Origin of the sequence: Nonomuraea sp. NPDC050478 (genome assembly GCF_044458265.1) — a bacterium.
In the GTDB taxonomy this organism is placed as follows: Bacteria; Actinomycetota; Actinomycetes; order Streptosporangiales; family Streptosporangiaceae; genus Nonomuraea; species Nonomuraea ferruginea.
Genome location: NZ_JBITHT010000001.1, coordinates 481,686 through 502,461 on the forward strand (window position 1 = coordinate 481,686; position 20,776 = coordinate 502,461).

The 20,776-nt window shown below is 72.3% G+C and carries 18 protein-coding genes; 10 read left to right on the forward strand and 8 right to left on the reverse strand.

Translation table 11 applies throughout. From position 1 onward, the window contains the following. Positions 1 to 154: 154 nt before the first annotated feature. Together ACIBF7_RS02270 and ACIBF7_RS02275 are read right to left on the reverse strand one after the other, a co-directional pair. The gene (locus ACIBF7_RS02270; RefSeq protein WP_271275990.1) at positions 155 to 1,213 is read right to left on the reverse strand and encodes an NAD-dependent epimerase/dehydratase family protein; all 1,059 of its coding nucleotides are present in this window, start codon (positions 1,211 to 1,213) and stop codon (positions 155 to 157) included. A 43-nt stretch (positions 1,214 to 1,256) separates the two neighbouring features. Further along, positions 1,257 to 2,438 (reverse strand): zinc-dependent alcohol dehydrogenase, encoded by a 1,182-nt coding sequence (locus ACIBF7_RS02275; protein WP_148035563.1) that lies wholly within the window; start codon positions 2,436 to 2,438, stop codon positions 1,257 to 1,259. 197 nt (positions 2,439 to 2,635) lie between these two features. On the opposite strand from ACIBF7_RS02275, the gene ACIBF7_RS02280 reads away from it, so the two are divergent. The 4 genes from ACIBF7_RS02280 (at position 2,636) to ACIBF7_RS02295 (ending at position 8,259) form a co-directional block, all read left to right on the forward strand. After that, positions 2,636 to 3,685 carry a polyprenyl synthetase family protein gene (locus tag ACIBF7_RS02280; protein ID WP_219542783.1) on the forward strand — a complete coding sequence of 350 codons (1,050 nt, stop codon included), beginning with the start codon at positions 2,636 to 2,638 and terminating at the stop codon, positions 3,683 to 3,685. 108 nt (positions 3,686 to 3,793) lie between these two features. Then, complete coding sequence (locus ACIBF7_RS02285) at positions 3,794 to 5,194, forward strand: family 2B encapsulin nanocompartment shell protein (RefSeq protein WP_148035565.1); 1,401 nt, start codon at positions 3,794 to 3,796, stop codon at positions 5,192 to 5,194. Between the two features lie 9 nt (positions 5,195 to 5,203). After that, positions 5,204 to 6,148, forward strand: coding sequence for a family 2B encapsulin nanocompartment shell protein (locus tag ACIBF7_RS02290; protein WP_148035566.1), 945 nt, complete (start codon positions 5,204 to 5,206; stop codon positions 6,146 to 6,148). Further along, positions 6,145 to 8,259, forward strand: a complete 2,115-nt coding sequence (locus ACIBF7_RS02295; protein ID WP_271275989.1) for a terpene synthase family protein — start codon at positions 6,145 to 6,147, stop codon at positions 8,257 to 8,259. The genes ACIBF7_RS02290 and ACIBF7_RS02295 overlap by 4 nt, the downstream gene beginning before the upstream one ends. Here the strand turns inward: ACIBF7_RS02295 and ACIBF7_RS02300 are convergent. Continuing rightward, positions 8,256 to 8,594 (reverse strand): STAS domain-containing protein, encoded by a 339-nt coding sequence (locus ACIBF7_RS02300; protein ID WP_271275988.1) that lies wholly within the window; start codon positions 8,592 to 8,594, stop codon positions 8,256 to 8,258. The two genes, ACIBF7_RS02295 and ACIBF7_RS02300, sit on opposite strands and share 4 nt — an antisense overlap. A 506-nt stretch (positions 8,595 to 9,100) precedes the next feature. Between ACIBF7_RS02300 and ACIBF7_RS02305 the strand changes: the two genes are divergently transcribed. Further along, complete coding sequence (locus ACIBF7_RS02305; protein ID WP_187281517.1) at positions 9,101 to 9,580, forward strand: C40 family peptidase; 480 nt, start codon at positions 9,101 to 9,103, stop codon at positions 9,578 to 9,580. Positions 9,581 to 9,583: 3 nt separating this feature from the next. Here ACIBF7_RS02305 and ACIBF7_RS02310 read toward each other — a convergent pair whose 3' ends face one another. Continuing rightward, positions 9,584 to 10,042: a MarR family winged helix-turn-helix transcriptional regulator gene (locus tag ACIBF7_RS02310; protein WP_397196174.1), complete on the reverse strand. Its 459-nt coding sequence runs from the start codon at positions 10,040 to 10,042 to the stop codon at positions 9,584 to 9,586. Further along, a complete protein-coding gene (locus ACIBF7_RS02315; RefSeq protein ID WP_271275986.1) occupies positions 10,039 to 10,665 on the reverse strand; it encodes a type 1 glutamine amidotransferase family protein in 627 nt (208 codons plus the stop codon). Before ACIBF7_RS02315 ends, ACIBF7_RS02310 begins: the two co-directional genes overlap by 4 nt. A 59-nt stretch (positions 10,666 to 10,724) precedes the next feature. On the opposite strand from ACIBF7_RS02315, the gene ACIBF7_RS02320 reads away from it, so the two are divergent. Beyond that, positions 10,725 to 12,074, forward strand: coding sequence for an NERD domain-containing protein kinase family protein (locus tag ACIBF7_RS02320; RefSeq protein ID WP_397196175.1), 1,350 nt, complete (start codon positions 10,725 to 10,727; stop codon positions 12,072 to 12,074). A 15-nt stretch (positions 12,075 to 12,089) separates the two neighbouring features. Here ACIBF7_RS02320 and ACIBF7_RS02325 read toward each other — a convergent pair whose 3' ends face one another. Continuing rightward, positions 12,090 to 14,777 carry a BTAD domain-containing putative transcriptional regulator gene (locus ACIBF7_RS02325; RefSeq protein WP_397196176.1) on the reverse strand — a complete coding sequence of 896 codons (2,688 nt, stop codon included), beginning with the start codon at positions 14,775 to 14,777 and terminating at the stop codon, positions 12,090 to 12,092. 114 nt (positions 14,778 to 14,891) lie between these two features. Here ACIBF7_RS02325 and ACIBF7_RS02330 point away from each other — a divergent pair, with 114 nt between their 5' ends. Both ACIBF7_RS02330 and ACIBF7_RS02335 read left to right on the forward strand, forming a co-directional pair. After that, positions 14,892 to 15,806, forward strand: a complete 915-nt coding sequence (locus tag ACIBF7_RS02330; RefSeq protein ID WP_397196177.1) for a M23 family metallopeptidase — start codon at positions 14,892 to 14,894, stop codon at positions 15,804 to 15,806. 72 nt (positions 15,807 to 15,878) lie between these two features. After that, positions 15,879 to 17,270: an N-acetylmuramoyl-L-alanine amidase gene (locus ACIBF7_RS02335; protein ID WP_397196178.1), complete on the forward strand. Its 1,392-nt coding sequence runs from the start codon at positions 15,879 to 15,881 to the stop codon at positions 17,268 to 17,270. On the opposite strand, the gene ACIBF7_RS02340 is transcribed toward ACIBF7_RS02335, so the two are convergent. Continuing rightward, positions 17,267 to 18,073 (reverse strand): FKBP-type peptidyl-prolyl cis-trans isomerase, encoded by an 807-nt coding sequence (locus ACIBF7_RS02340; protein WP_271275983.1) that lies wholly within the window; start codon positions 18,071 to 18,073, stop codon positions 17,267 to 17,269. The genes ACIBF7_RS02335 and ACIBF7_RS02340 overlap by 4 nt on opposite strands. 92 nt (positions 18,074 to 18,165) lie before the next feature. Between ACIBF7_RS02340 and ACIBF7_RS02345 the strand changes: the two genes are divergently transcribed. Together ACIBF7_RS02345 and ACIBF7_RS02350 are read left to right on the forward strand one after the other, a co-directional pair. Beyond that, a complete protein-coding gene (locus tag ACIBF7_RS02345) occupies positions 18,166 to 19,212 on the forward strand; it encodes a DUF2293 domain-containing protein (protein WP_261808953.1) in 1,047 nt (348 codons plus the stop codon). Next, positions 19,209 to 19,586, forward strand: a complete 378-nt coding sequence (locus ACIBF7_RS02350; RefSeq protein WP_271275982.1) for an MmcQ/YjbR family DNA-binding protein — start codon at positions 19,209 to 19,211, stop codon at positions 19,584 to 19,586. Before ACIBF7_RS02345 ends, ACIBF7_RS02350 begins: the two co-directional genes overlap by 4 nt. Here the strand turns inward: ACIBF7_RS02350 and kynU are convergent. Further along, the gene (gene kynU / locus ACIBF7_RS02355; protein WP_397196179.1) at positions 19,579 to 20,772 is read right to left on the reverse strand and encodes a kynureninase; all 1,194 of its coding nucleotides are present in this window, start codon (positions 20,770 to 20,772) and stop codon (positions 19,579 to 19,581) included. The two genes, ACIBF7_RS02350 and kynU, sit on opposite strands and share 8 nt — an antisense overlap. Positions 20,773 to 20,776: the final 4 nt, after the last annotated feature.

Genomic DNA, 20,776 nt, shown 5'->3' on the forward strand with positions numbered 1-20,776 from the left:
AGCTGCCGACCGGCCGGCACGATCGAGGGTTCGAGATCCATGCGGTTCCTCCGTGTCGCGATGACACCCAGGCCGCGCTTCCGGACCTCGCGTAGTTCACCCATTTCCCTGACATCAGGGATTTACACTGCCTTGCCGGAGACGGTGGCGTTTCTCACCTTTCAGGGGTGGCGCGGGCGCCGACCCCCGTGGCGAGTTCACGCAGGCGGCCGCGCATGCTGTCGGGCGCGAGCGGGGCGGTGTCCCCGCCGGCGCCGTCGTGGACGCCCTCCAGCGCGGTACGGATCGCGTCCTCCGAGGTGTGCCGGGGCGTCCAGCCGAGCACCTCGCGGGCCCTGTCGACGTTCATCAGCGGGATCGCGAGCGCCAGCTCCATCAGGCCCGGCGCGGCGGGCACCAGCCGCAGGTGCCAGCCGGCCGACACGGCGGCCCTGGCCAGCGGCCCGGAGACCGGCACGACGCGGGCGCCGAGCAGCTCGGCCAGCGTGCGCGGGTCGAGCACCGGCTCGGCGGCGATGTTGAAGGCCCCGCTGACCGGCTTGGTGACGGCCAGCCGGTAGGCCTCGGCCGCGTCCTCGGCGTGCAGCACCTGCAGCTTGAGCCCGGGGATGTCGGGCACGAACGGGATGCGCCCCGTCTTGACCATCCGCCGCGGCAGGAACGGCCCGGCGAACAGCCTGCGCTGCTCGGAGGCCGCCTCGCGCTTGAAGATGAACCCGGGCCGCATGCGCACCACCCGGATGCCCGGGTTGTCGTTCTCGAACACGTCGAGCACCCGCTCGACGTAGGCCTTCTCCCTTCCGTACGCGGCGCCGGGGAAGCCGTGGGTGGGCCAGCTCTCGTCCACCGGCACGTCCTTCGGCCGGGGCGAGTACGCGCCCACCGAGGACGCGTACACCAGAGCGGAGACCCCCGCCTCCGCGGCCGCCCTGAAGACCCGCGTGCTGCCGAGCACGTTGGCCCTCCAGGTGACGACGGCGTCCCTGGTCGGCTGGAACAGCCAGGCCAGGTGGACGACCACGTCGGCGCCCTCGAAGATGGGCGACAGGTCGGAGCGGACCACGTCCGCCTTGTGCCACTCGGTCGGGCCGCCGCGCGAGCCGGGAGGCCGTCTGGCCACGCCGACGACGGACGTCACGTTCTCGTCCGCCTCCAGCGCTCGCACCACACTGGTCCCGACATTCCCCGTCGCCCCCACCACCACGACTCTCATGGGCCTGTGGCTGCCCACCTCTCGCGCGGCGAAACCGCTGGAGTCACGGCTTGAGCAGGATCTTTATCGCACCGTCCCGCTTTTTCTGGAACATCTCGTACGCTTCGGGCGCCTGGTCGAGCGGCATGGTGTGCGTGGTGAGATCCATGACGCCGAGCGGATCGCCGTCGTCGGTGAGCAGCGGCATCAGCGCGCCGATCCAGCGCTTGACGTGCGCCTGGCCCATGCGCAGCGTGATGCCCTTGTCGAACATGCGCAGCATCGGCATCGGATCGGCCATGCCGCCGTAGACGCCGATGACCGAGATGGTGCCGCCGCGCCGGACGCTCTCGATGGACTGGTTGAGCGCGGCCAGCCGGTCCACGCCCGCGTGGGTCATGAGCGGCGCGGCCATCCTGTCCGGCAGGAAGCCGGTGAGCGTCTGGGCGAGCTTGCCGGCGGGCGAGCCGTGCGCCTCCATGCCGACCGCGTCGATCACGGAGTCGGTGCCGCGTCCGGACGTCAGGTCGCGGATGGCGGCGGGCACGTCGGTGACGTCGCTCGCGTCGACGGTCTCGATGCCGTGGCGGCGGGCCATCTCCAGGCGCTCGGGCACCCCGTCGACGCCGATCACCCGGTGGCCCAGGTGGCGGGCGATGCGGGCGCACATCTGGCCGATGGGGCCCAGGCCGAAGACGGCCACGGTGCCGCCGTCGGGGATGTCCGCCCAGTCGACGGCCTGCCACGAGGTGGGCAGCACGTCCGACAGGTAGACGAACCGCTCGTCCGGCGGACCTTCGGGCACCCTGATCGGGCCGAACTGCGCCTGCGGCACCCGCAGGTACTCCGCCTGGCCGCCGGGCACCTGGCCGTAGAGCTTGGTGTAGCCGAACAGCGCGGCGCCCATGCCGTGCTCGCGGACCTGGGTGGTCTCGCACTGGGCGTAGAGCTCCAGCCCGCACATGTGGCAGTGGCCGCAGGCGATGTTGAACGGGATAACCACCCGGTCGCCCTTCTTGAGCCCGGTCACCTGGGCGCCGACCTCCTCCACGACGCCCATCGGCTCGTGACCGAGGATGTCGCCCTCCTGCAGGAACGGCCCGAGCACCTCGTACAGGTGGAGATCGGAGCCGCAGATGCCGCTGCTGGTGACCCTGATGACGGCGTCGGTCGGTTCCTTGATCTCCGGATCGGACACCTCTTCGACGCGTACGTCCCGCTTGCCGTGCCAGGTGACGGCTCTCATGGTCTGCCTCCCTCGATCGACCAGGCCCGCATACCCGGGATACGCGCCCCTAGACCCTCTGGACCGCAGGTCAAGGGACGTTCATGAGGAGGGCTTGGATATCCCTGGAAAACTCGGGTCCCTCAACCCGCTTTACACACTCCGTATTCGGTGAGTAACTACTCGTAGCACAGAGCAGCCCTGAAGGAGTCTGGCCGATGACCGTGAGCATCACCCCCGACTTGCTGGCGCCCCGCATCGACGACCGGCTGGCCGGGTTCCTCGAGGGCTGGCGGCCCCCGGTCGCCGACCCCGACGTGGCGGCGGCCTACGAGTTGCTGGTCGGCTTCATCCTGGGCGGGGGCAAGCGCATCAGGCCGCAGCTGTGCTACTGGGGCTGGCGGGGCGCCGGCGGCGAAGACTGCGACGAGATCATCAGCGCCGCCGCGGCGCTGGAGCTCTGCCACGCGGGGCTGCTGATCCATGACGACATCATGGACGGCAGCGAGTTGCGCCGCGGGCAGGCGACGATCCACAAAAGCCTCGCCCGCCTGCACGAAGGACCTGGCGCGGAGGCCTTCGGGCAGGCGGGCGGGATCCTCCTGGGCACGCTCAGCCTGTCCTGGTCGGATGCCCTGTTGTCGTCGTGCGACGTGGACCCGGTCCGGCTGCGGGCCGCGCACCGCGTCTTCGACGCCATGCGCACCGAGGTGATCAGCGGCCAGTATCTGGACATGCTGGCCCAGCTGCGCGCCGGGGCGAGCGTGGAGCAGGCGCTGACCACGATCAGGTTCAAGACGGCTAAATACACCGTCGAGCGGCCGCTGCAGATCGGCGGCGCGCTGGCCGGGGCCGAGCCGGACCTGCTGCGCGCCTACACCCGGTTCGGGGTGCCGCTCGGGGAGGCGTTCCAGCTCCGCGACGACGTGCTCGGCACGTTCGGCTCGTCGGGCGAGACCGGCAAGTCGGCGCTCGACGACCTGCGCGACGGCAAGCACACCGTGCTGGTCGCGCACGCGCTGGCACGGGCCACGCCCCAGCAGCTCGCCTACCTCGCCGCCTGGCACGGCAACCCCGCGCTGGGCGAGGAGCAGGCGGCGGAGCTGCGCCTCATCCTGCTGGAGACGGGCGCGCTCGCCGAGGTCGAGTCGATGATCGACGCACGGGTCCGGCAGGCCGTGGAGGCGCTCGACACCGCCCCTGTCGCGCCCGACGCGCGGGCGGCGCTGACCCTGTTCGCGGCCCGGCTCGCCCACCGCGACAGCTGACCCCGGCCATGTCGAGAGCACGGCCGGGGCTGACCCCTGCCCACGAACGATTACCCAACGTACTTTTTCGTCACTCTCCGTAAATTTCTCATGATGGGTGGTGCCCGAATGACCGAGACGACCGACTCCGCCGCGGCAGGCCAGCAGCTGAGCCTCAGCACCGAGGCCGCGCGCAATCTCTCGACGACCACGAAGACCCCGCCGCAGATGCAGGAGATCACCTCACGGTGGCTGCTCAAGCTCCTGCCCTGGACGCAGACCTCCGGCGGCGTCTTCCGCGTCAACCGGCGGCTCACGTACACGCTCGGAGACGGCCGGATCACGTTCAGCACGAGCGGCGCCGAGGTGCGGGTGGTCCCCGCCGAGCTGTGCGAGCTGCCGATGCTGCGCGGTTTCGACGACATCGAGGTCCTGGAGGCGCTCGCGTACCGGTTCGCCCAGCGCGAGGTCGAGCCGGGCGACGAGATCGTCCGCGAGGGCGAGCCCGTCGACCAGCTCGTGCTGATCGCCCACGGCCGCGTCGGCAGGGTCGCCCAGGGCGCCTACGGCGACGAGCAGAACCTCGGCGTGCTGGCCGACGGCGACCATCTGGGCGACTCGATGCTCACCTCCGGCGGCACCTGGGAGTTCTCGGCCCGCGCCAGGACCGCCACCACCTTGCTGACGCTCTCCCGCGAGGACTTCCAGGCGCTGCTGGACCGCTCGCCGGGGCTGCGCGACCACCTGGAGGCGTGGCAGGCGGGCGGTGACCGGGCGCGCAACGACCACGGCGAGGCCGCGATCGAGATGTCCTCCGGCCACAGCGGCGAGGCGACGCTGCCCGGCACGTTCGTCGACTACGAGCTGAGCCCGCGTGAGTACGAACTGAGCGTGGCGCAGACCGTCCTGCGCGTCCACAGCCGGGTCTCCGACCTCTACAACCAGCCGATGAACCAGCTGGAGCAGCAGCTCAGGCTGACCATCGAGGCGCTGCGTGAGCGGCAGGAACACGACCTGATCAACAACCGCGACTTCGGGCTGCTGCACAACGCCGACTTCGCCCAGCGCATCCGCACCCGCACCGGCCCGCCCACCCCCGACGACCTGGACGACCTGCTGGCCAAGGTGTGGAAGGAGCCGGCGTTCTTCCTGGCCCACCCGCAGGCCATCGCCGCCTTCGGCAGGGAGTGCAGCAAGCGCGGCCTCTACCCGCAGGCCGCCGAGGTGAGCGGCCACCGGGTGCCCGCCTGGCGGGGCGTCCCGATCTTCCCGTGCAACAAGATCCCGATCAGCGCGCAGCGGACCAGCTCGGTCATGCTCATGCGCACCGGGCAGGAGAACCAGGGCGTGATCGGGCTGCACCAGACCGGCATCCCCGACGAGTACCAACCGAGCCTGTCGGTCCGGTTCATGAACATCAACGAGAAGGCCGTCATCTCCTACCTGGTCAGCGCCTACTACTCGGCCGCGGTCCTGGTTCCCGACGCGCTGGCCGTGCTTGAGGACGTAGAGATCGGCCGCGAGGACTAGGTGCCCCGGTTGACCGAGCTGGAACGGCCGCTGAGCCTCGGCACGCCCGGGGCTCGCACGCTGGCCACGACGACCAAGACGGCTCCCCATACGCAGGAGAGCTCCCCCCGGTGGCTGCTGCGCGCGCTGCCGTGGGTGGAGCTCTCCGCGGGGAGCTACCGGGTGAACCGCCGGCTCACCCCCTCACCCGAGCGGCCCGACCCGCGCCCGCTGAACAGGCGCGGGGAGGTCGCGATCGACCTGGCGTCCGGCCACCGGGGGGAGCCGCGGCTGCCCGGCACGTTCCCCGACTACGATCCCAGCCCGCGCGAGTACGAACTGAGCGTCTCCCAGGCCGTGCTGCGGGTCCACACCAGGGTCGCCGACCTGTTCAGTGACCCGATGGACCAGACCAAGGAGCAGCTCAGGCTCACCGTCGAGGCGGTGCGCGAGGCGCAGGAGCGCGAGCTGGTCGGCAACCCCCGGTTCGGGCTGCTGCACAGCGCCGACCCGAAGCAGCGGCTGACCCCCCGCTCGGGGCGGCCCGGCCCGTCCGACCTGGACGCGCTGCTGACCCGCCGGCGCAAGACCCGCTACATGCTGGCGCACCCGCTCGCCATCGCGGCGTTCGGCCGCGAGTGCAGCGCCACGGGCGTCTACCCCGACAGCGTCGAGGTCGACGGCAGCCGGATGACCGCCTGGCGCGGCGTGCCCATCCTGCCCTGCGACAAGATCCCGATCAGCCGGTCGGGCACCAGCTCGATCCTGGCCTTCCGCACCGGCGAGGAGGACCAGGGCGTGGTGGGGCTGCACCAGACCGGCATCCCCGACGAGCACCTGCCGGGGCTCAGCGTCCGGGCCATGGGCATCGACGAGCGGGGCATCACCACCTACCTCGTCAGCGCCTACTACTCGGTCGCCGTGCTCGTCCCCGATGCGCTCGGCGTGCTCGACGGCGTGGAGGTGTACGGGTGAGCTTCGACATGCCGGACTTCTACCTGCCGCATCCGGCGCGGCTCAACCCGCATCTGGAGGAGGCCAGGACCCACGCCAGGCTGTGGGCGCGGGGCATGGGGATGCTGGAGGGCTCGGGCGTCTGGACCACCGACGACCTCGACGCCCACGACTACGCGCTGCTGTGCGCGTACACCCATCCCGACTGCGACGCCGCCGAGCTGTGCCTGGTGACCGACTGGTACGTGTGGGTGTTCTTCTTCGACGACCACTTCCTGGAGGTGTTCAAGCGGCCGGGCGACCGGGAGGGCGGCAAGGCCTACCTGGACCGGATGCCCGCGTTCATGCCGCTGGAGCCGGGGGCCGCCGTGCCCGAGCCGGCCAACCCGGTCGAGGCGGGGCTCGCCGACCTGTGGGCGCGCACGGTGCCGGGGACGTCGCCCGGGTGGCGTGCGCGGTTCGCCGAGAGCACGAAGGCGCTCCTGGACGAGTCGTTGTGGGAGCTGTCCAACATCAACGCGGGCCGGGTGCCGAACCCGGTCGAGTACATCGAGATGCGCCGCAAGGTCGGCGGGGCGCCCTGGTCGGCCGGGCTGGTCGAGCACGCCGTGGGAGCCGAGGTGCCGGACGTGATCGCCGGGTCGCGGCCGATGCGGGTGCTGCGCGACACCTTCGCCGACGGGGTCCACCTGCGCAACGACCTGTTCTCCTACCAGCGGGAGACCGGTGAGGAGGGCGAGCTGAGCAACGGGGTGCTGGTCCTGGAGACGTTCCTGGAGTGCACCACGCAGCAGGCGGCGGACGCGGTCAACGACCTGCTCACGGCGCGGTTGCAGCAGTTCGAGCACACCTTCGCCACCGAGCTGGGGCCGCTGCTGGCCGAGCACCGGATCGACCCGGTCAGCTGCGGCGGCGTGCTGGCGTACGTGAAGGGGCTGCAGGACTGGCAGTCGGGCGGGCACGAGTGGCACGCCCGGTCCAGCCGCTACACCAAGGCCGCACCGGGGCCGGGGCTCGGCATGGCGTCGCTGGGGCTCCACCGGTTCCGCTCCCATCAGCACGTCCCGTACCAGCGGGTGGGGCCGGCCCGGGTGCCCGACCTCTTCATGCCGTTCACCGCGCGGCTCTCCCCGCACCTGGAGGGGGCCCGGCGCAACCTGGACGCGTGGGCTCGCCGGATGGGCATACTCGACGTGGCCGTGTGGGACGAGGAGAAGCTCGCCGACTACGACCTGCCGCTGTGCGCGGCCGGCATCCACCCGGACGCCACGCCTGAGGAGCTGGACCTGTCGTCGGCCTGGCTGGCCTGGGGGACGTACGGCGACGACTACTTCCCGAAGGTGTTCGGGCGCAACCTGGTCGCCGCGCGGGCCGCGGTGGCCCGGCTGCCGGGGTTCATGCCGCTCGACGGCGTCACCTTCGCGACACCGGCCAGCGCGCTGGAGCGCTCGCTGGCCGACCTGTGGCGGCGCTCGGCCGGGCCGATGAGCGAGGCGGCGCGGCGCGCGTTCCGCCGGTCCGTCGAGGACATGACCGAGAGCTGGGTGTGGGAGCTGGCCAACCAGGCGGCGCACCGCATCCCCGAACCGGTCGACTACGTCGAGATGCGGCGGCTGACGTTCGGCTCCGACCTGACGATGAGCCTGTGCCGGCTGGCCCGCGCCGACGAGATCCCTCCCGAGGTGTGCGCGAGCGGGCCGCTCAAGTCGCTGGAGAACGCCGCGCAGGATTACGCCTGCCTGCTCAACGACGTGTTCTCGTACCAGAAGGAGATCGAGTTCGAGGGTGAGATCCACAACGGGGTGCTGGTGGTGCAGAGCTTCTTCGGCTGTGGCTATCCGGAGGGCCTGCGGATCGTGGTCGACCTGATGGAGTCGCGGATGCGGCAGTTCCAGCACGTGGCCGCGCACGAGCTGCCGGTGCTCCGCGCCGACCTCGGGCTGGACGAGCGGGCCGGGCAGGCGCTCGACGGCTACGTGCGGGACCTGGAGAACTGGATGTCCGGGATCCTCGTCTGGCACCGCGACTGCCGCCGTTACGACGAGGAGTCCCTGCGGCGGCACAACCGGCCCTTCCGCGGCCTGCCGTCCGGGCCGACGGGGCTGGGCACGGCGGCCCTGTCGGTCATCTAGACCAGCGGCTGCGCGCGGGCCTCATGGTGCCAGCCCATGAGGCCCATCAGCCGTCTCTGGAACGGTGTCACGTTGACCAGCCGGATCCACCGCCGGCCGGGCGGCACCGCGGGCATGACCAGCACCCGCAGGCCGGACAGGTCGACGAAGGTCAGCGCGCCGGTGTCGACGGTCAGCGGCTCGCCGCCGTGCCACGCGGATCGCAGGGTACGTTCGAGCGCCGGGCTGTTGGTGACGTCGACCTCGCCCACCAGGACGGCCGTCGAACCGCTCCGCGCGATGATCCGCAGTTGGGCGTCCTGGTAGAGCAGCCGCCCCATGTCATCGCTCATCATGCGCACACCCCCACTCGGTCTCAGGGGGTTGCCGGCGAGCCCTGCGGCCGAAACACCGGCCGCTGCCCACAATACACGCAATATGCCGACTTATGTAATCTTCGCCATGAAATGACCGTATTCACACCATCTCGTGAACGGGCGGGGCCGCGCCTCGACCGGCGGGCGAGCGGAGGCGCTCACGGAAAAACCAAGCCCTTTTCGGGATAGCGAATATCTCCTGCCGCTTCTTATTGGTGATATGTCCGAGCTGATCCGCTTTTGTCGTGGGCCATTGTGGACGCATTTTCAGCTTGTCGCCATACGTGCATCCGGCCTGGCTAAAGGGCGTTTTATGCCTATAGGCCGGGAGCATTCATCAGGGGACGAGCGGTGCCGCGCCGGCGGCGAGGATCGGCGTGACCGACAAGGCAGAAGCGGTGAATATCCAGATGCGGGCAGTACGCATACTTATCGCCACGGCCATGGCGTGCGCTTTTCCCGGAACCCTGAATTCCGCCACGGCAATGGCACACGACTGTTTCGACCCGTACGCGGTCGAATGTTACGACGACAGGCCGTGGTATCCGCGGCCCGGCCGGGTGGTGGCCGACGCCGCCCTGGAAGCGATCGGGCTGCCGTACTCGTGGGGCGGAGGCGGCACGAGCGGGCCCGGCTACGGGATCGGGCGCGGCGCCAAGACCTGGGGCTTCGACTGCTCGGGCCTGGCCCAGTACGCATGGGCCAGGGTGGGCGTGACCATCAGCCGCACCTCGCAGAGGCAGTGGGAGGACGGGATCCGGATCCCCAGGGACGAGGTGCGCGCCGGTGACCTGGTCTTCTACGACAGCAACCCGCGCCGCCGCGGGCCGGAGCACGTCGGCATCGCGATCAACCGCAAGCGGATGGTCAACGCCCCGTTCACCGGCGCCACCGTACGGGTGGAACCGGTGGACAGGCCCACCTACATCGGCGCGGTCCGCCCAGGCGTGGAGCCGGACTGGTGAGGCTCAGGGGGTCCGCTGGATGCGGTCCATGGCGGCGCTGAGCCGCCGCAGTGACTCCACGCAGGCGTGGAAGCCGTCCGCGCCCAGCTCGGCGGCCAAGGTGGCGGCCAGCTCCCGGTGGCCGGGGACGATCCTGGCGACGGCCGCCCTGCCCTCATCGGTCGGGGTGAGGAGCTTGGCGCGCTTGTGCGCCGGGTTCGGCAGGTATTCGGCCAGGCCCTTCTCCACCAGCAGATCGGCGACCCGCTGCACGCCCTGGCGGGTCATGCCCATCACCCTGGCGATGCCGGCCACCGGCAACGGCTCACGCAGCACCGCCCCGAGCACCTGCCACCAGGCGGCCGTCAGCCCGGCCGGACGGGCCAGCGACTCGGCCACCTCCAGGAACTGCCCGTTGAGCCGGAAGACCGTGAGAGCGGCGTCCGACAGCAGCTCCACCGTCTCGGGCGAGGCGCCGCTCACGCCGACATCAGCACCTCGTACGCCGAGGCGTCGCTGCGGGAGAACAGCCGGTACCACGCGTCGACGATCTCGGGCCGGTTGACGTCGAGCCGGAGGAAGATCTCGCGGGCGAAGGCCACCGGCTCGGTGGGGCCCGCCGTGATGAGGTCGCCGTCGGTGACCGCGTCCGTCTCGACGTAGCGGGCGGCGCCGGAGTAGCCCTCCTGGGCCTCCAGGTACTGCACCGCGCCGCTGGTGTGGGCGCGCCCGTCGAGCAGGCCCTCCCGTGCGAGACCGGCCGTGGCGCCGCAGATCGCGGCGACCGGGACCCCCTCGGAGAGGAACGCGCGGGCGGTGCGGGCGAACGGCGTGAGGTCGTCCCCCTCGTCCCACGTGGCGGCGCCGGGCAGGATGAGCAGCGCGCTCCCCGAGGGCGAGAGCTCGTCGAGCGCCAGGTCGGGCGTGACCCGCAGGCCGCCCATGGTGGTGACGGGGTCGCGGGTGAGACCGACCATGACGATCTCGAAGCCGCTCCGGTCGCGGTGGAAGCGGCCGGTGCGCAGATGAGCCGTCGCGTGCCCGACCTCCCAGTCGGCCATGGTGTCGTAAGCCGCCACATGGATCGTTCTCTTCGCTTCACTCATGACAACATACTGTCATTTCGACAGCATGTTGTCAATCCATTTCGTGCGAGGATAGGGCCATGGCAGAGATCGTCGGGGGCGGGAGGCCGGTCAACGACGCCGAACGGCGCGTGATCGCCTTTCTGAGAGACAACGCGCCCGCCGACTGGCTCCTGCTGCACAACGTGGAGGTGCCGCGCGGCGACGACGTCTACGAGGTCGACCTGATCGTGCTGACCCGCCACGCGCTGGTGGTCGTCGACGTCAAGGGCACCAGGGGCCGCATCGAGGTGTCCGGCTCGCGCTGGTTCCCGCCGCGCAGGGAGGCGTTCGGCTCACCGGTCACCAAGCTGCGCGGCACCGCCAAGGCGCTCAAGGGCCTGCTCGTCTCCCGGGCCACCCAGCTGGAGCGGGTCTACGTCGACAGCCTGGTGGTGCTCACCTCCCCCGACGCGCGGCTGGTCGACCCGGCCGGGCGCGACGCGGTCAACGTCACCGACCTGTCCGGCCTGATCGCGACGCTGGGCGACGTCTCCCGGGTCAGGCGCGGCTGCAGCCCCGACGTGCGCCCCTACCTGTCCGCCGTGCTCGACGCGCTCAACCAGACCGTACGCCGCAGCACCGCGCCTCCTCGCTTCGGCAACTGGGAGGTCGAGGAGCAGCTCGGCGGCGACGCGCGGGTCACCGAATACCGCGCGTTCAACGCCACGCTGCCGGGCAGCGAGACCGTGCTGCTCCGGGTCTACCAGGCCGACCCGCTCGCCGACCAGGCGTCCAGGGCGGCCGAGCGGCAGCGCATCGCCAACGCCTACCAGACCCTGGCCCGCATCCCTCCCCACCCGTGCGTGGTGCGCTCGCGCGACTTCTTCGCCATCGACGACGAGAGCCGGTTCGTGCTGGTGCTCGACGACGTCCACGGCCAGGCGCTCCATCTGCGGCTGGGCAGCGGCGAGCGGCTGGGCGTGATCCAGGACATGCTGCGCGGCCTGGCCCACGCGCACGCCCACGGGGTGATCCACCGTGCGCTCACCCCGGCCAGCGTGCTGGTGACCGACGACGGCCACGCGGTGCTGACCGGGTTCGACTACGCCAAGCCGGGGCCGCGCGACTACACGGTGGTGCACGAGCTCCACAACGTGCTCGACGCCCACTACGTCGCGCCCGAGTGCCAGGAGCGTCCTGACCGGATGACCGCCGCCGCCGACGTGTACGCGGCGGGCGTGATCGCCTACCAGCTCCTGACCGGCGCGCTGCCGACCAGCGCCGACGCCTATGGGCGGGCGGACGTGCCGGAGGTGGTGCGGCGGATGATCGACCTCGTCCCGGCCAAGCGCCCCACCGCGGAGGAGTCGCTGGCCGCCCTGGAGGGCTCGGCTCGCGGCGGCGGCTCCCGCTTCAAGTGGCTCTTCCGCCGCCTGACGAACGGCTGACGCGGAGCGATCGGTTCAGGCGGGGAGTTCGCGGCGCAGCAGGCTGGCGTGTTCGAGGTAGCCGAGGGCGAGGCCGGTCCGGCCGGCGGAGCGGTGCAGCTCGCCGAGCAGCTGGGTGGCGGAGGCCTCGCCGCTGCGGTCGCCCAGCTCGCGGAAGACCAGCAGCGACCGCTCCAGCCCGGCCGAGGCGGGGGCCAGCTCGCCGCGGTCCACCTGCAGCCCGGCCAGGCTCTGCAGCGCGTACGCCCCGCAGTGGCGGTCGCCGAGCGACTCGAAGATCTCCAGGGCGTGCCGGTGGAACGACATGGCCCGGTGCAGCGTGCCCATCTGCAGGCAGACGCAGCCTTCACGGTGCGCGTCGCCGAGGTCCTGGGCCAGCCGCATCGCCTGGCCGAGCGACTCCGACGCCTGCGCCAGGTCGCCGGCCTTGATGCAGGCCCGCCCGATGGCCTGCCGGGTGAACGCCTCGCCGTGCTGGTCGCCCGCCGCGAGGAACATGGCCAGCGCCTGCTTGAACTGGTCGAGCGAGCGGGCGTGCCGGCCGCTGAACTGGCTGACCGCGCCCAGCCCGCAGACCGAGGTGGCCTCCGCCCGCAGGTCCCCCAGCTCGCGGAAGAGCCCGCGGGCGCGGGTGAAGCCCTCGGCCGCCTCCTCGTACCGGTCCCGGTAGAGCGCGACCTGGGCGAGGCCGCGCAGCATCGCGGCCTCCCCGTACGTGTCGCCGGCGGCGCGGGCGGCGGCCAGCGCGACGTCGTGGGTGCGCTGCCAGGTGTCCAGGTGGCAGTGCAGGTCGAGGTACGGCACCATGGCGGCGGCAAGGCCCCAGGCGGAGGCCGCGAGACCGGCCTCGGCGGCCACGGACACCGCGCCGGCCAGCGCCTCGTGCTCGGTCTCGAACCAGGTGAGCGGGTCGGCGGTGAGCCGGTCCAGGGTCTGCTCGGGCAGCCGCCAGCGCGGCGCCCCGGCGGCGGTGAGGCTGAAGACGGTGGTGGGCAGCCTGGCCATAGCGTGCTCGGTGGTCGCCGTCCACGCGGCCAGCACCCTGGCCACGCCCTGCGGGTCGGGACCACGTTCGAGCGCGTGCCGGCGGATCAGGTCGGGTAACCGGTAGCGGGGCTGGCCGACGAGGTCGGTGCCGGCCACCTCCAGCAGGTTCACGTCGACGAGCAGGTCCGTCACGTCGTCGGCGCGGGGCCGGTCCAGCGCGGCGCCGACCACCCAGCCGGGCTGGGCGGGCGCGCCGAGCAGGCCGAGGGTGCCCAGCGTGCGGGCGGCCTCGGCCGGCAGGTGGCGGTAGCTGCGCTCCAGGCAGGCGCGGACCTCCTTCAGCTCGCCGAGCCTGTCGTCCTGGAGGCGTTGCCTGAGCACCGCCAGGGACCAGCCGGGCCGCCCGGCGAGCCGGGACCCGGCGCTGCGCAGCGCCAGCGGCAGCCGTGCGCAGGCGTCGACGATGGCCAGCGCGTCGGCGCGCTCGCGCGCCACCCGGTCGGCGCCCGCGATCCGGCCGAGCAGCAGCAGGGCCTCCTCCTGGGGCAGCTCGGCCAGGTCGACGTGGAGCGCGCCGGGCAGCTCGGTGATGCGGCGCCTGCTGGTCACGATCACCGAGCTGTCGTTGCCCGGCAGCAGCGGGCGTACCTGGGCGGCGTCGAGCGCGTCGTCGAGCAGCAGCAGCATGGGCCGCCCGGCGAGCAGCGAGCGCAGCAGGGCCGATCGCTCCCGCACGGTCGGCGGCGGCGACTCCACGCCGAGCGCCCGCAGCGCCTCGGCGAGCAGGTCGCCCGGCTCCCTGCCGTCGAGGTCGAGGTAGAGCTGGCCCGCCGGGAAGCGGGTGCGCAGGGCCAGCGCGGCCCGTACCGCCAGCGCGGACTTGCCCACGCCGGGCGGCCCGGAGATCGTCGCAAGCGGGAACGGCCCGGCCAGCGCCGCCAGCTCGGCCTCGCGCCCGATGAAGTCGGGCACGTCGGGCGGGAGCTGGTGCGGCGCGGCGGGCGCCGGCTCGTCGGCGAGGATCGTCTCGTACGCGCGGCGCAGCTCGGTGCCGGGCTCCACGCCCAGCTCGTCCACCAGCCTGGCCCGCACCGAGGCGTAGGTGCGCAGCGCCTCGGCCCTCCTGCCGCCGCCGTGCAGGGCCAGCAGCAGCCTGGACCACAGGTCCTCCCGGTAGGGGTGCTCGCCCAGCAGTCCGCGCAGTTCGCTCACCGCCCCGGCGTGGTCGCCCGATCCGAGCCGCTGGCCGATCAGCTCCTCCGCGGCGCGTAAGCGTAAGCCGTGCAGGGGTTCGAGCCGGCGGTCCCACAGCGGGCTGCCCGGCAGGTCGGCGAGCGGCGCGCCGCGCCAGAGCGCGAGCGCGTCGGCGTAGCGCGCCTGGCCGGCCAGCTCCTCGAAGGCGAGCAGGTCGAGCGCGCCGCCGGGCACGTCGATCGCGTAGCCGGAGCCTTCGCCGCGCAGCCGGCTGCCGGCTTCCTCGCCGGTCCCGGCCAGGTCGGACCGGAGCGAGCTGGCGTAGGTGCGCAGGTTGGCCAGGGCCGAGCGGGGCGCGCGCTCCGGCCAGAGCACCTCGACCAGGTCGTCGGCGCCGACCACGTGGTTGGCGTGCAGCAGCAGAGTGGCGAGCAGCAGGCGTGGCTTTCTGCCGGAGATCCGGACCGGCTGACCCGCCGACCGTACCTCCAGCGGTCCGAGCACATGAAAGGTGACCGTCATGACCGCATCAGCTCCTCTATGAGGCCTGACAGCTTGTTGTACCGGTTCTGGACGCTTTCTGTACGGGTTATCCCGACCCTGGGTGAGAGAGATCGCCCCCGAAAGGATCACCTGATGAAGATCAGCGGAGCAATCGTGGCCGGAGCCGCTCTCTTGATGAGCCTCGGCACGGCATCCGCGGCCGCCGCCGACAGGCAGGCGGAGACGCAGCAGGCGCAGGCGCTCGCCACCGACTTCCAGCTGCCGTTCCCCTGCGGCCAGGCGTGGACGGGCAACTCGAACGCGAGCAGCGCCCACCAGTCGTACGAGATCGACTTCAACCGGGGCGGCAGCGCCGACGCCGACCTCGGCGACACCGTGGTGGCGGCCGCGTCGGGCACCGTGGTGATCTCCTCGCACCAGGGCTCGACGAACGGCTTCGGCAACCTGGTCAAGATCGACCACGGCGGCGGCTGGTCCACCTACTACGCCCACCTGAACGCCCGCTCGGTCAGCGTGGGCCAGTCGGTGGCGCAGGGCCAGAAGATCGGCACCGTGGGCAAGACCAGCAAGCCGGGCAACAACATCAGCGCCCACCTGCACTACGAGGTCCGCCAGGGCACCAGCTACCCGTCGAACGTCCGCAAGGCCGTCTTCAACGGGGTCACCTTCGGCTACCCGAACCAGACGCTGACCTCGCGCAACTGCGGCGGCGGCAGCACCAACCCGCACACCCCGACCTCGGTCTGCGGCGCCGGCTACAGCGTGATCAACTCGGCCGCGCTGGGCACGGCGGGCACCGTCTACCTGCTCTACAACGCCTCCAACGGCAACAACTGCGTCACCACGATCAAGCACTCGTCGATCGGCACGGCCACGGCCACCAGCGCCTACCTGGAGGTCCAGGGCAGCGCCAGGAAGACCGACTCGGGCAACTTCTCCTACTACGCGGGCCCGGTCACCGCCCAGGCGGCCGGCAAGTGCGTCAAGTGGGGCGGCAAGGCGGGCTCGTCCACCCACGACAGCCCGTTCCAGCACTGCGGCAGCTGAGCCTCTCCGCCCCGCCGCGCACCCGCGGCGGGGCGGTTCCCTTCCCCATCCCTTCTCCGAAGCGGAAGTGACGTGAAGTCCAAGATCCTCATCGTGGCCGGGCTGCTGGCGCTGTCCGGCACGACGGCCGCGCACGCCTCCACCGAGACCGCCCAGAACCCCCTGGCGCAGGCGTTCGACCGCGCGGCGGCCGCCTACGACGTGCCGCGCGACCTGCTCGTGGCGCTCGCGTACGCGGAGTCCCGGCTGGACGGTCACCGGGGCGAGCCCAGCGCCAGCGGCGGCTACGGCATCATGCACCTGGTCAGCAACCCCACCGCCAAGACCCTGGAGCAGGCCGCGAAGCTGACCTCCAAGCCGGTCGCCGCGCTCAAGTCGGACGACGCGGCCAACGTGCTCGGCGGCGCGGCCGTGCTCCGGGCCGAGGCCGACGCGCTCGGGCTGGGCGCCGCCCAGCGGGACGACCTCGGCCGCTGGTATCCGGCCGTGGCCGCGTACGCCCACGCCGCGAACGACGCCACGGCCAGGATCTACGCCGACGCGGTGTACGAGACGCTCGCCGCCGGGGTGGACGCCCGGGGCGTGCAGGTGAAGCCCCGGGCCGTCCAGCCCGACCAGGGCGAGTACGCCGAGCAGCCGCGCGCCCTCGCCGCGGCCGTGGACTACCCCGGCGCGCTCTGGGTGGCCGCGAACAGCGCCAACTACGCGGTCTCCAGCCGCCCGTCGAGCGACCGCATCGACCGGATCGTGGTCCATGTCATGCAGGGCACCTACGCGGGCTCGATCTCGTGGTTCCAGAACCCGGCGGCCAAGTCGTCCTCGCACTACCTGGTGCGCTCGTCCGACGGGCAGATCACCCAGATGGTGCGGGAGAAGGACCGCGCCTTCCACGCGAAGGACTGGAACCGGCGCTCCGTCGGCATCGAGCACGAGGGGTTCGTCGACAACGCCTCGTGGTTCACCGACCAGATGTACCGGGCGTCGGCCGCGCTGACCCGCAACATCGCCGACAGGTACGGCATCCCGAAGGACCGCACGCACATCGTCGGCCACGTCGAGGTGCCCGGCAACGACCACACCGACCCCGGCCCGCACTGGGACTGGGCCAAGTACATGAGCTACGTGACCGGCGGCAGCGTCAACCCGCACACGCCGGAGAAGGTGTGCGGCAGCGGGTTCAAGGTCATCGACTCGGCCGCGCTGGGCACGGCGGGCACCGTCTACCTGCTCTACAACACGACCACGGGCAACAACTGCGTGACCACGATCAAGCGGACCTCGCTCGGCACGGCCACCGCCACCAGCGCCTACCTGGAGGTCCAGGGCAGCGCCAGGAAGACCGACTCGGGCAACTTCTCCTACTACGCGGGCCCGGTCACCGCCCAGGCGGCCGGCAAGTGCGTCAAGTGGGGCGGCAAGGCGGGCTCGTCCACCTACGACAGCCCGTTCGAGCACTGCGGCTAGCAGTCGACGCAGTCCACCACGTCGACGACGTAGAGCAACCCCTCGGGTGGCGAGCCGAACGCGACCCTGCCGCCCACCCGCTGCCCGCGCAGCCCCTCCACCCAGCCGGCCGGCGCGCCGTCCCCGGTCAGGGTGAAGGCCGCGGGGCCGCCGGTGCGGTACGAGGAGTCCGCCAGGGTCCTCGACGGCCAGTCGACGGCCACGTACTGCACCACCACCTTCGACCCGGCCCGCACGGCCTCTCCCGAACCCCCTATGAGCGTGCGGGCCGGGTCGTCCGGCGTGAGGCCGGCGGGCGGCGAGGGCAGCGGCCGGCCGACCAGCCGGGCGTCCGGCGGGTAGCCGCCGAGGATGTCGACCACCGCGACCAGCGGCTCGCCCGGCGGCAGGTCGCCAGCGTCCAGGTCCAGGTCGGGGCCGAGCACCTGCGCGGCGGGCCCGACCAGCAGCAGCCGGCTGCCCGCCGGCCGGCCCACGACGGCCTCCCGCCAGACGCGCGGGATCGGCCGCCCGTCGAGGACGACCGCGATCGGCCGGTGGGTGCCGTACGTGCTCGCCCGGGTCTGGTTGCCCCGCCAGAGGCGGAGCTCGACGTCGGCCAGCACCACGTCGCCGGGGGCCGTCTCCCGCCCCCCGCCCGGCTCCAGCTCCGCCACCCGCGTCGTGCGGCCGGGCTTGCCGGCCGGGATGATCACCTGCGGCCTGGCGCCGAACGCGCCCTTCACCTCGGGCAGCGGCGGAGCGGCCGGGGCGGTGCCGCAGGACGTGGCGAGCACGAGCAGGGCGGGCCAGAGCAGGCGCAAGGTTCCTCCGCGGGATGGGCTTGCCCGGATACTCGCCGCGATCGGCACAAGGGATGCCCACCGGCCGACAAAGGCGCGGCACACTAAGGGGCGTGAGCAAGCCGAACCTGGCCCGCAGGGTCGCCCAGGCCGCCGAGATCGCGCTGGCCGACCACCAGTACGTGACGTTCATCGACGTGGTGACGGGGCTGCGCTGGCTCCACACGCGACACGTCGACGTCTGGCGGCAGGGCCGCGCGGCCACGCTCGCCGAGCTGGCCGCGGTCGACGGCGAGCGCCTGCTCACCACGGCCGCCCTGCTGCGCGACTGGGCACGGGCCAAAGGGTTGCGCCCGATGCCGGCGCCGTACGTGTCGGGCAGCCGCGACCGCCGCCCGCTGCGCTTCACCGGGCATCCCGAGCAGGAGCCGTTCACCGTCCACTGGCTGTCTCCCGACCTGAGCGAGTCGCGGGTGCGGCGGCTCGCCGAGCGCCAGGCCAAGCCGCCCGACCTGGTCGCGGTCGAGCCGCTGGAGGCGTGGACGTGCGCCGGCTGCGCCGACACCGGCCCCTACCTGATCATGGAGGATGACCGGCCACACTGCCTGACCTGCGCCGACCTGGACCATCTGGTGTTCCTGCCGTCGGGGAACGCGGCGCTGAGCCGCCGGGCCAAGCAGGAGAGCGGGCTGGCGGCGGTGGTCGTGCGCTTCGACCGGCGGCGCAAGGTCTACCAGCGCAGGGGCCTGCTGGTCGAGGAGGAGGCGCTGGCCAGAGCCGAGGAGCGGTGCCTCGCCGACGAGGAGGCGCGTTCGCGGCGGCGCGAGCGCGACCGGGAGCGCAGGGCCGAGCAGGACGTCGTGTTCCAGGGGCGGATGGCGGGCGAGATCGCCAGGTTGTTCCCCGGCTGCCCGCCGGAGCGGGCCCGCGCCATCGCCGAGCACGCCGGTCTGCGCGGCAGCGGCCGGGTCGGCCGCACGGCGGCGGCCAGGGCGCTGGACGAGAACGCGATCACGCTGGCGGTGGTCGCGTCCATCCGTCACCATGACACGGGGTATGACGGAATGCTGATGGCGGGCGTGCCGCGGATGGAGGCCCGCGAGCGCATCAGGGACGACATCGAGCGCAAGCTGACCGAGTTCAGGGCGGGGCCGCGATGAGCGACTGGCACGACGTGCGGGAGGAGCTGCGCGCGTTCGCGCTCGGCCTGCCCGAGGCGTGGGAGGACCACCCGTGGGGCGACACCGTCGTCAAGGTCGGGAAGAAGATCTTCCTGTTCCTCGGCGTCGAGGAGCCCACCGACAAGTGGCGCCCCACGTTCGGCGTGAAGCTGAGCTCGGAGGCCCACGGCCACGCGCTCACCGTCGAGGGGGCGGCGCCCAGCGGCTACGGGCTCGGCAAGGCCGGATGGGTGACGGTGCCGCTGGAGTCGCCGCTGCCGCCGTCGGAGGTGCTGCTCGACTGGGTCGAGGAGAGCTACCGGGCCGTCGCGACCAAGCGGGCGGTCAAGGAGCTCGACGGCCGGGTCACGTGACGGCGAGCCGCCTGGCGTACTTCTCGTCCCGCCACAGCTCCTTGTCCAGCACCTCCAGCAGGGTCCGCGCCGCGTCGTACACGTCCACGTAGCGGAGGTAGAGCGGCGCCAGCCCGAACCGCAGGATGTCGGGCGCCCGGAAGTCGCCGTGCACGCCCCGGTCGATCAGCGCCCGCATCACCGGATAGCCGTCGGGGTGACGGAAGGCGACGTGGCTGCCGCGCCGCTCGGGGTCGGCGGGCGAGGCCGGTTCCAGCGCGTCGCCGACCAGCCCGGCGAAGAGCTCGCCGAGCGCCACGCTCTTGGCGCGCAGCAGGTGCAGCGGCACCCGCTCCCACACGTCCAGCGCGGCGTCCAGGGCGGCGAACGACAGCACGTGCGGGGTGCTCACCGCGAACCGCCTGATCCCCTGCGCCGGCCGGTAGCCGGCCTCGAACGCGAACGGGTCGGCGTGGCCGTACCAGCCCGACAGCACGTTCACGGCATCGGCCTGGTGGCGCGGGTTCACGTACAGGAACGCCGGCGACCCCGGCCCGCCGTTGAGGTACTTGTACGTGCACCCGACCGCGAAGTCGGCGGCCGACACGTCCACGGGCATGGCGCCGACGCTGTGGCAGACGTCCCAGATCATCAGCGCCCCCGCGGCCTGTACGCGGGCGGTCACCTCGGGCACGTCCTGGCGCTCGCCGGTGCGGTAGTCGACCTCCGACAGCAGCACCGCCGCCACGTCGTCGAACCGGCCCTCGGACACGTCGCGCACCTCGTACCCGAGCGACTCCGCCAACCCTTGGACCATGTAGTGGTCGGTCGGGAAGTTGCGCGCGTCGGAGACGATGACCTTCCTGCCGGGGCGCAGCCGCGCCGCCGCCGAGACCGCCTGGTGGATCGCGATCGAGGTGGTGTTGCCCACCACGACCTGGCCGGGCCCGGCCCCGATGAGGGGCGCGATCCGGTCGCCCAGGGTCAGCGGCTGGTCGTACCAGCCCGCGCTGTTCCAGCCGCCGACGAGCTGACCGCCCCACTCGTCCTCCACCGCCGCGCGGAGCCGTTCGGGGGCGTGGCGCGGCAGCGCGCCGAGCGAGTTGCCCACGAGGTAGATGACGCCTTCGGGGAGCACGAACTCTTCCCTGAACTCCCGCAGCGGGTCCTCGGCGTCCAGGGCGAGGCAGCGGTCGCGATCCAGCAACTGG

What these genes read in the sequence shown, in the direction of transcription:
- ACIBF7_RS02270 (WP_271275990.1), bottom strand. Translation starts at nt 1,213, where the DNA reads ATGAGAGTCGTGGTGGTGGGGGCGACGGGGAATGTCGGGACCAGTGTG.
- ACIBF7_RS02275 (WP_148035563.1), bottom strand. Translation starts at nt 2,438, where the DNA reads ATGAGAGCCGTCACCTGGCACGGCAAGCGGGACGTACGCGTCGAAGAG.
- ACIBF7_RS02280 (WP_219542783.1), top strand. Translation starts at nt 2,636, where the DNA reads ATGACCGTGAGCATCACCCCCGACTTGCTGGCGCCCCGCATCGACGAC.
- ACIBF7_RS02285 (WP_148035565.1), top strand. Translation starts at nt 3,794, where the DNA reads ATGACCGAGACGACCGACTCCGCCGCGGCAGGCCAGCAGCTGAGCCTC.
- ACIBF7_RS02300 (WP_271275988.1), bottom strand. Translation starts at nt 8,594, where the DNA reads ATGATGAGCGATGACATGGGGCGGCTGCTCTACCAGGACGCCCAACTG.
- ACIBF7_RS02305 (WP_187281517.1), top strand. Translation starts at nt 9,101, where the DNA reads ATGGCACACGACTGTTTCGACCCGTACGCGGTCGAATGTTACGACGAC.
- ACIBF7_RS02315 (WP_271275986.1), bottom strand. Translation starts at nt 10,665, where the DNA reads ATGAGTGAAGCGAAGAGAACGATCCATGTGGCGGCTTACGACACCATG.
- ACIBF7_RS02320 (WP_397196175.1), top strand. Translation starts at nt 10,725, where the DNA reads ATGGCAGAGATCGTCGGGGGCGGGAGGCCGGTCAACGACGCCGAACGG.
- ACIBF7_RS02325 (WP_397196176.1), bottom strand. Translation starts at nt 14,777, where the DNA reads ATGACGGTCACCTTTCATGTGCTCGGACCGCTGGAGGTACGGTCGGCG.
- ACIBF7_RS02330 (WP_397196177.1), top strand. Translation starts at nt 14,892, where the DNA reads ATGAAGATCAGCGGAGCAATCGTGGCCGGAGCCGCTCTCTTGATGAGC.
- ACIBF7_RS02350 (WP_271275982.1), top strand. Translation starts at nt 19,209, where the DNA reads ATGAGCGACTGGCACGACGTGCGGGAGGAGCTGCGCGCGTTCGCGCTC.